General features: G+C 71.5%; 1 pseudogene. It reads right to left on the reverse strand.

Going from position 1 to position 1,135, the window contains the following annotated elements:
* Positions 1 to 354: pseudogene (locus AB0J68_RS32430) on the reverse strand (hypothetical protein); the annotation flags it as partial.
* Positions 355 to 1,135: the final 781 nt, after the last annotated feature.

The following is a 1,135-nucleotide window of genomic DNA, read 5'->3' on the forward strand; positions in this document are numbered from 1 at the left end:
GGAGGGGCGCTGCTGGAACAGGCCCAGCGAGTCGTGGTCGTTCATGTCGCCGAGGTGGCCGAGGTTCTCCAGCTTCGACTCCTGCAGGCTCGTCGCGATCGAGATGACCGCGGCCCGTTCGGGCAGGCCGGCCTTCTTCGTGGCGGCGATGATCGCCTTGGCGTTGGCCGTCTGCTCGCCGTTGAGGCTGATGTGGGACTGGTCGCCCTGCGGCTTCGACACCGTCTGCACGGCCGCGACGGGCTTGGCGTCAACAGCGGGGTTGGCGTGGGCGGCGATCGGACCGGCGAAGACACCACCGGCGAACGCGAGACCAGCAACAGACAGCATGCTCTTACGGAAGATCGTGTTCATGGGGGTAGCTCCTTCGGGGGTAGGAACACCACACGCCACCACCGGGGGTGGGTGACGCGGGTGTGAGCACCTCGTCGGGCGCTGCACTATCAAGCGGGGAAAGTCTGGGGGCGGCCTGCGAGCCGGGGCTCGCGGCGCGGCGGCCTGTGAGCGGGGGGCTCGTGGCGCCGGGACCGTGTGTAACGACCGTCGGGCCGGGGGGATTCCCGCGGCGGTGGGCCGGAGGGGCGCACCGGTCGGCGGGGCCTGCGGTCGTTCGGGGGTCTGCAACGACCCCGCGCGGCCGGCCATTCCCCCGCCGGTCGAGCGGGCGGGGCGGGTGGCCGTGGTCCTGCGATCGTCAGGGTATGAAACGACCCCCCGCCCGCCACGATTCCAGCCCACGGATGCACCCGGTCACACCCCAACAGCCCCAGAAACGGACATCCCACCCAACCGGGCACGACCCCGACCGGCCGCACCGGACAGCCGGGCTGATCGACTCCAGACCGGCGATACCGCGGCATCCGGCCAGCCAGACACACCCACATCGCCGACGCCACGATCAGGGCAACCCGACCGGGCCGGTCACGTCGACCTGACCTGCCCGAACACGCCTCCGCCGGGACCAGGCCCGCGCGGACGTCCCCGGGCACGGCGACCTGGGCGGAACTGCGGGTGTGATCGACTCGGGATCCTGGATATCGGGGTGTCCCGGTCGTCCGGATGCCCCGGTTTTCCGACCACGCGAGTCGATCACGTCCCGTCGGAGGGATGACAGGGGGCTGGCGCCCGTCGGGAG

It is taken from the genome of Micromonospora sp. NPDC049580, from assembly GCF_040675595.1.
Classification (GTDB): domain Bacteria; phylum Actinomycetota; class Actinomycetes; order Mycobacteriales; family Micromonosporaceae; genus Micromonospora.